Source organism: Mesorhizobium sp. M0800, assembly GCF_040320095.1.
GTDB lineage: Bacteria > Pseudomonadota > Alphaproteobacteria > Rhizobiales > Rhizobiaceae > Mesorhizobium.
This window is the reverse complement of the sequence record NZ_JAMYOZ010000050.1, coordinates 21,043-27,797: the sequence shown is the minus strand read 5'-3', so window position 1 is coordinate 27,797 and position 6,755 is coordinate 21,043. Positions and strand designations below refer to the sequence as shown.

Below are 6,755 nucleotides of genomic sequence, written 5' to 3'. Positions count from 1 at the left end.
CGCCTCTGTCGTTGTGGCGCTCCCATGCAGAATTTGGCCCATAGCGCATCCTTTGATTCGGAGGATAAGGATGCCCCATCAAAGCCCGGGATCAAACATCTAGAGGGTGCATGAGGGCCGAAGGCCGCTCCGTAAGCGTCTGACGTGAAGCAACGCATCCACCCCGGTCGTTCCGGGCAGTTACGCCGACAATACCGGCGAATGGATGCAAGGCGACGAACCGGATGCTTCAGGGAAATCCAAATGACCATGAAAACCCCGCGCAGTAAGCTGCCTGCGCGCTATGCCGCCGTGCTCGGCCCGCTGGTGCTGTCGTTGCTGATGACGTTCATCGTGTCGTTCATCTCGACACTGAAAAGCCTTGGCTTCCAGCCCGACATGCTGGCCACTTGGCTGACGGCTTGGGGCCTGTCCTGGCTGGTGGCCTTTCCGACGCTGCTGCTGGTGCTGCCGGCGGTGCGCCGCATCGTTGGCTGGCTTTGCGAGCCCGTGGCTCAATAGCAGGGCACGCGAAAGGCCTGGAAACAATCTCCGGACCTTTCGGTGCGGAGCGAATAATACCCGTTACCAGCGGCCTTTGCGCCGGTTCCAGGCATAGAGCAGATCGGCAAAGCGATCATAGCCATAGCGCGTCAACGGCAGTGCGCCGGGATTGCCGAACAGCGTTGCGAGCCAGCCTTCGCCGGGCGTCGTCCGCCATACAGCAATGGCAACATCGGCGCCGGCCAGCAATTTGCCGTCGGCGTCGATCGCATGCAGCCGGCGCCGGATGTCCTCCAGCCCGATGCCGTATCCGGCCAGCGCCGCCGGTTCGGCATTGATGTCGCGAAATTCGATCCGCCCGGCCTTGACCGCCTCGATCAGCCGCCGCTTCTGCCGGCTGATACCGGCATCACAGACCGGACAGCGCGTATTATACCAGACGGTCAGCAGAGGCTTGGCCATGTTTCGAAACGGCACCAGAGGACACGCACGGATTATCCGAGAAATGCCGTTGCGCCGCAACGTGACACGATACCGGCGGAATGGCCGGTTTCGCTGATCCAGGTCGCCCAAAGGGTACGCAGCGGTTTTACGATAACGACATGCATAAAAAGAAGAGCTTAAAGCGCGTCGCAAAGGCCGTTCAGTGCGACGCGCTTCAGGCGCCGCGGCTCAGCCGAGCGAGGTGATGATCTCGCGATAGGCATCCTCCGGGAAAGCCTTGAGCGTCCGAGTCCTGACGTTGCCAGCCGTCGCCAGCATTAACGAGAAACGAGCCAGGACGGCATCGTCGGGCGCTTCGAGCACGGCCACCATGTCGCAATCCCCCATGGTGAGATAAAATGCCTTGAAGGACCCGCCCATGTCTCCCAGCAGCTTCTTGGCGGCATCGAGCCGCTTCGGCGATTCGCGCACGTTTTTGGCGCCTTGCTCCGTCCAGTTGATCAGCACGATGTAAGTTGTCATGGCACACCTCCCTCCGGTGCCACGGAGCACGGCGTCCAACTGCCGGGGCGGGCATCCGGGTTTGTCGCCCAGAGAATGCGTCCGTCGCGGAATTATCCTCTCGTAGGGCACGACACGCAAGAGCGGCGCGTTCAATCGTGATCGCCTGTGCCCAAACGGAAAAGGGCGCCACCGGCGCCCTTGAAACTGCTTATCCGTCACCCGGCCTCAGCTGTCGAGGAAGCTTCTGAGCTTGCGCGACCGGCTCGGGTGCTTGAGCTTGCGCAGCGCCTTGGCTTCGATCTGGCGGATGCGCTCGCGGGTGACCGAGAATTGCTGGCCGACCTCTTCAAGCGTGTGGTCGGTGTTCATGCCGATGCCGAAGCGCATTCTGAGCACGCGCTCTTCGCGCGGCGTCAGCGAGGCCAATACGCGCGTCGTCGTCTCGCGCAAATTGGCCTGGATCGCTGCGTCGATCGGCAGGATCGCCATCTTGTCCTCGATGAAGTCGCCGAGATGCGAATCCTCCTCGTCGCCGACCGGCGTTTCGAGCGAGATCGGCTCCTTGGCGATCTTCAGCACCTTGCGCACTTTTTCCAGCGGCATGGCGAGCTTTTCCGCCAGTTCTTCCGGCGTCGGCTCACGGCCGATCTCATGCAGCATCTGGCGCGAGGTGCGCACGATCTTGTTGATCGTTTCGATCATGTGCACCGGAATGCGGATGGTGCGCGCCTGGTCGGCGATCGAACGGGTGATCGCCTGCCGGATCCACCACGTCGCGTAGGTCGAGAACTTGTAGCCGCGGCGGTATTCGAATTTGTCGACCGCCTTCATCAGGCCGATATTGCCTTCCTGGATCAGGTCGAGGAACTGCAGGCCGCGATTGGTGTATTTCTTGGCGATGGAGATGACGAGGCGCAGATTGGCCTCGACCATTTCCTTCTTGGCGATCGCGGCTTCGCGCTCGCCCTTCTGCACCTGGTTGACGATCTTGCGGAATTCCTGGATCGAAATCGCCGTCTCGGTGGCGAGGTTCTGGATCTCGGCGCGCAGGTCGCGGATGGCGTCCTTCTCGTTCTTGGTGAATTCCTTCCAGCCGCGCGAAGTCAAATTGCCGATCGAGCGGGTCCAGTTCGGATCGAGCTCCGAGCCCTGATATTCCTTGAGGAATTCCTCGCGGCGCACACCATAGCTTTCGGCCAGCCGCAACAGCTTGCCTTCGTTCTGCACCAGGCGCTTGTTGATGTCGTAGAGCTGCTCGACCAGCGCCTCGATGCGCGCCGTGTTCAAGGACAGCGACTTCACCGCCTTGATCAGTTGGTCCTTCAATTCCTTCAGCCGGCGGTCCTGGCTGGGCGACAGCGTGCCCGCGGCGGCGAGCCGGTTCTCGACCTGTTGGTCCTGCAGCTTGCGCAGTTTCTTGTAGGTGTCGGCAATGACGTCGAGCGTCTCCATCACCTGCGGGCGCAGTTCCGCTTCCATCGCCGCCAGCGACAGGCTCGCCTCGTCATCGTCTTCCTCGTCGTCGTCCACCAGGCCACGCGTGTCGCCGCCGACATTGGTGATGTCGTCCTCGTCCTCGCGCGAACGGCGCGACTTTTCCTCGGTCTTGGCTTCCTCGATACGCTCGACAGCCGGCGCCTGCTTGGCCTCCGGCCCGGCATAGGTCGCCTCGAGGTCGATGATCTCGCGCAGCAGGATCTTCGATTCGTTGAGCTCGTCACGCCAGATGATGATGGCCTGGAAAGTCAGCGGGCTTTCGCAAAGGCCCGCGATCATCGTCTCGCGGCCGGCCTCGATGCGCTTGGCGATCGCGATTTCGCCCTCGCGCGACAGAAGCTCCACCGAGCCCATCTCGCGCAGATACATGCGGACCGGATCGTCGGTTCGGTCGGTCGGCTCTTTCTTGGTCGTGGTGGCGGCGACGGCGGTGCCGGTCTGCTCGGCGAGCTCGTTGGCGTCTTCCTCGGCATCAGCGGCGGTGTCGGCGGCTTCGGGCTCCTCGCCCTGCTCGTCGTCCTCGACCACGTTGATGCCCATGTCGGAAAGCATGGCCATCGTGTCCTCGATCTGCTCGGAGGTCACTTCCTCCGAGGGCAGCACCGAATTCAGCTCGTCCATGGTGACATAACCGCGCTTCTTGGCGGCCTTGATCATCTTCTTGACAGCATCGTCGGAAAGGTCGAGCAGAGGGCCATCGGTCGCGGCCTCGCGTTCGGTCTCGACTTCTTCCTTTTCTTTTGTCGCCATAGTCTTTATTTTCTCCAAGCGGCTGAGTATCAAAGCCGCGTAAGCTGCCGGTCCGGTCAAATTGGATGCGCTCCTTCCAGAACGCGCTTTACCGGGCCAGTAACTGCATCTCTCGTTAAGTCCAGATTAACCCTGATATCTGTGGCAAGCTGACTGCCTGTCCAGTGATCAGTACCTTACATCGCTGCATTCCCGTCGATGCCGGGGCGGGTTAACGTTTCGAATCGACCTGATTCCGCCATTCTGGCGGAAGGTCAAGCGCCTCTCGCATGATTCGCATGAAAAAAGCGAATCAATTACCCGACTTAGAGCACCGCACGCCTGATTCAACGCGCAAGCACGTCCTTACATTTCAGTCTTCTGGAGGCTTCGATCTAAACGCGCCCAGCTCTGCCCGACGATACGCCAAACCCTTCGATCAGCGCTTCCGTTGCCTGCACATCACGAAATTGCGCCTGGATTTCGACCAGGTGCCGGTAATTTTCGTCCGTGGGATCGCTGGCGAGCGCTGCTTCCGCCTGCTTCAGCTCCTTATGTAAGGTGCGCGCGCTGCGCTGCAAGTGGAGAGCTTGGCTGAACGCATCGCGAGCATCGTCGAGTGCTGCCGTTTCCAGCGCCGGCCATTGCCGCGCACGTTTGATCAGCGCCACCGCGCGCTGCCAGATCTCACCGCAGCCGGCCCGCTCGATCGTCGCGATTACAGCCTCGCGGTTGTTGGCCATATCGTGCGCCATGGCGTCGAGGATGGCCGCATGCAGCCGCTTCAGATCGGAATTGGCGAGATCGAGGAACTCGACATGGGCGAAATTCTCGTCGATCAGCACGGGATGGTTGACGAGGGCCGCAATGATCGTCGCCTCGCGCACCGACATGCCCTCGCCGCCGCGTTTAACCAGCGCCGAGCGGCCGAGGCTTTCGGTGATCGCGGTGCGCCCACCGGCATTGCCGCCACGTGCAAACTGTCCGCCGGGTGCTGAGACCCTGCCCGTGAAGCGCTCACCGGGCCGTCCGTCCTGACGTCCCTGGCGTCCGCGCTGGGCACCGAAGAAGCTCTGCACGCGCTCGCGCATTTCCTGCTGGTAGTGATAGCGAAGGCTCTCGTCGCGGATGCGGCTGGTCAGTTCGCGTAGCGTCTTTTCGAGCTCCGCCCGCCGTTCCGGCGTGTCGAAGATGCCGCCGGCGGCCTCGCGCATCCACAAGAGGTCGGCCAGCGGCCGTGCCTCGGAAAGCACGGCGCGGAACGCATCCGGCCCGTCACCCTTGACCAGATCGTCGGGATCCTTGCCCTCCGGCAGCAGGGCGAAGCGCACGGAGCGGCCTGCCTGGACCGCCGGCAGCGCCATGTCGGCGGCGCGCCACGCTGCCTTCAACCCGGCCTGGTCGCCGTCGAAGCACAGCACCGGCTCGCCAGCCATGCGCCATAGAAGTTCGAGCTGGTTTTCAGTCAACGCGGTGCCGAGCGGCGCCACCACGTTTTCGAAGCCGGCCTGCGCCAGCGCGATCACATCCATGTAGCCTTCGACGGCAATGACGGTGCCGCCCTTGGCCAGCGCCCCCTTTCCCAGTGCTTGCCGCGCACGGGCGAAATTGTAGAGCACGTTGCCCTTGTGGAAGAGCTCCGTATCGGGCGAGTTCATATATTTGGCCAGCGCATCCGGCGCCAGTGCCCGCCCTCCGAAGGCGATGATCTTGCCCCTGGAATCCGGGATCGGGAACATGATGCGGTCGCGGAACCAATCGTAGGAAACCGGGACGTCGTCGCCATGGCGCACCAGCCCGCACGCCTCGATGTCGGCCTTGGGGACACCCCTGGCGGCAAGATGCTCCTTCAGCGCATTGCGGCTGTCGGGGGCATAGCCGAGGCGGAAAGACTGCTGCGTCGCCGGTGTCAGCCCCCGGTCGCGCAGATAGGCGCGGGCCTTTGCCCCTTCCGGTCCCTGCAGCCGTTCCTGGAAGAACGCCGTCGCCATCTCCATGACGTCAGTCAGGCTGGCGCGTTCCTTTTCGCGCCGCTCCTCCTGGGCATCGCGAACCGGCATCGGCACGCCGGCCATGTCGGCGATCTTCTCGACCGCTTCAGGAAAGCTCATCCCGTCAAGTTCGGTCAGGAACTTGAAATGGTCGCCCGAAACCGAGCAGCCGAAGCAATGGTAGCGGCCCTTCTTGTCCTCGCAGTGGAACGACGGGCTCTTCTCGCCATGGAAGGGACAGCACGCCCAATAGTCGCCGCGCGGCGCGTTAGTCTTCTTCCTGTCCCACGCGACGCGCTGGCCGATCACCGAAGAAATCGGCACGCGGTCGCGGATCTCGTCGAGGAAAGCAGGCGGAAAGCGCATGGGGGACAGCTCGTTTGGCCTCCATATAATCACACGGGCGAAGCCCGACGACTCCTAATGGCGATCATACCCGGTTTTCACAGGGCCAAAAGAGAAGGCGGCCCGCCGGCCGCTTTCTCGATCTAAACCGACGCAGCGCGGTCAGCCGTTCCGGGCTCACTGCGCGGCGATGGCGCCGAAGATCAGGCCGGAGAGAACGCTGATCAGCAGATAGTCGTTGCCGACCCGGATCCATTCCTGCCCGGGACCCGGACGGCGCAGGCCATAGTGGCGATAGTCGCGGATCGGCTGGTGACGCTTCCAGCTGGAATATCTCTGGCCGTTGCGCCAATGGCTGCGCTTCACGACGATCTTCTTCTTCACTACGACGCGCTTGTTTACATCGATATGCTTGTTCACGTCGACATGCCTGCCGCGCTTTTGCCAGTCGACCTGGCTGTAGTTCGACTGCGGCGCGTTTGGTGTGGTCAGTGGTGCAGCCTGGCCCTGCAAGGCGGTTGCAGCCAGCATCGAGAAGGCAATGGCGGAAAGAACGATACGTTTCATGGCGGGTACTCCTTGGTTGTCGATGCCTACGGAATAGAGCCGGGAGGATGAACCGAAACTGAACACCGAGATTACGTTTTCGTAATGATTTCCTACATTTAGAACGACTAATTCAGCGCTATCTTTAAAGCGGGCGTCCGAGAATGGACGCATGACCCGCCGCAACTCCGCAGTCTATGCAACCATTTTGTCAAC

The 6,755-nt window shown here is 62.0% G+C and carries 6 protein-coding genes; 1 reads left to right on the top strand and 5 read right to left on the bottom strand.

Features of this window, described 5'->3' with window-relative positions; translation table 11 throughout:
* Positions 1-243: 243 nt before the first annotated feature.
* Positions 244-501: a DUF2798 domain-containing protein gene (locus tag NKI18_RS31740; RefSeq protein WP_352621852.1), complete on the top strand. Its 258-nt coding sequence runs from the start codon at positions 244-246 to the stop codon at positions 499-501.
* Positions 502-564: 63 nt separating this feature from the next.
* On the opposite strand, the gene NKI18_RS31735 is transcribed toward NKI18_RS31740, so the two are convergent.
* The 5 genes from NKI18_RS31735 to NKI18_RS31715 all read right to left on the bottom strand — a co-directional run bounded on the left by NKI18_RS31735 (position 565) and on the right by NKI18_RS31715 (position 6,560).
* Positions 565-945 carry a thiol-disulfide oxidoreductase DCC family protein gene (locus NKI18_RS31735; protein ID WP_352621850.1) on the bottom strand — a complete coding sequence of 127 codons (381 nt, stop codon included), beginning with the start codon at positions 943-945 and terminating at the stop codon, positions 565-567.
* 210 nt (positions 946-1,155) lie between these two features.
* The gene (locus NKI18_RS31730; protein WP_352450720.1) at positions 1,156-1,449 is read right to left on the bottom strand and encodes a GYD domain-containing protein; all 294 of its coding nucleotides are present in this window, start codon (positions 1,447-1,449) and stop codon (positions 1,156-1,158) included.
* A gap of 207 nt (positions 1,450-1,656) precedes the next feature.
* Positions 1,657-3,678, bottom strand: coding sequence for an RNA polymerase sigma factor RpoD (rpoD, locus tag NKI18_RS31725; protein ID WP_352621848.1), 2,022 nt, complete (start codon positions 3,676-3,678; stop codon positions 1,657-1,659).
* Between the two features lie 374 nt (positions 3,679-4,052).
* Positions 4,053-6,014: a DNA primase gene (dnaG, locus tag NKI18_RS31720; protein ID WP_352621846.1), complete on the bottom strand. Its 1,962-nt coding sequence runs from the start codon at positions 6,012-6,014 to the stop codon at positions 4,053-4,055.
* Positions 6,015-6,170: 156 nt separating this feature from the next.
* Positions 6,171-6,560 (bottom strand): RcnB family protein, encoded by a 390-nt coding sequence (locus NKI18_RS31715; protein WP_352621844.1) that lies wholly within the window; start codon positions 6,558-6,560, stop codon positions 6,171-6,173.
* Positions 6,561-6,755: the final 195 nt, after the last annotated feature.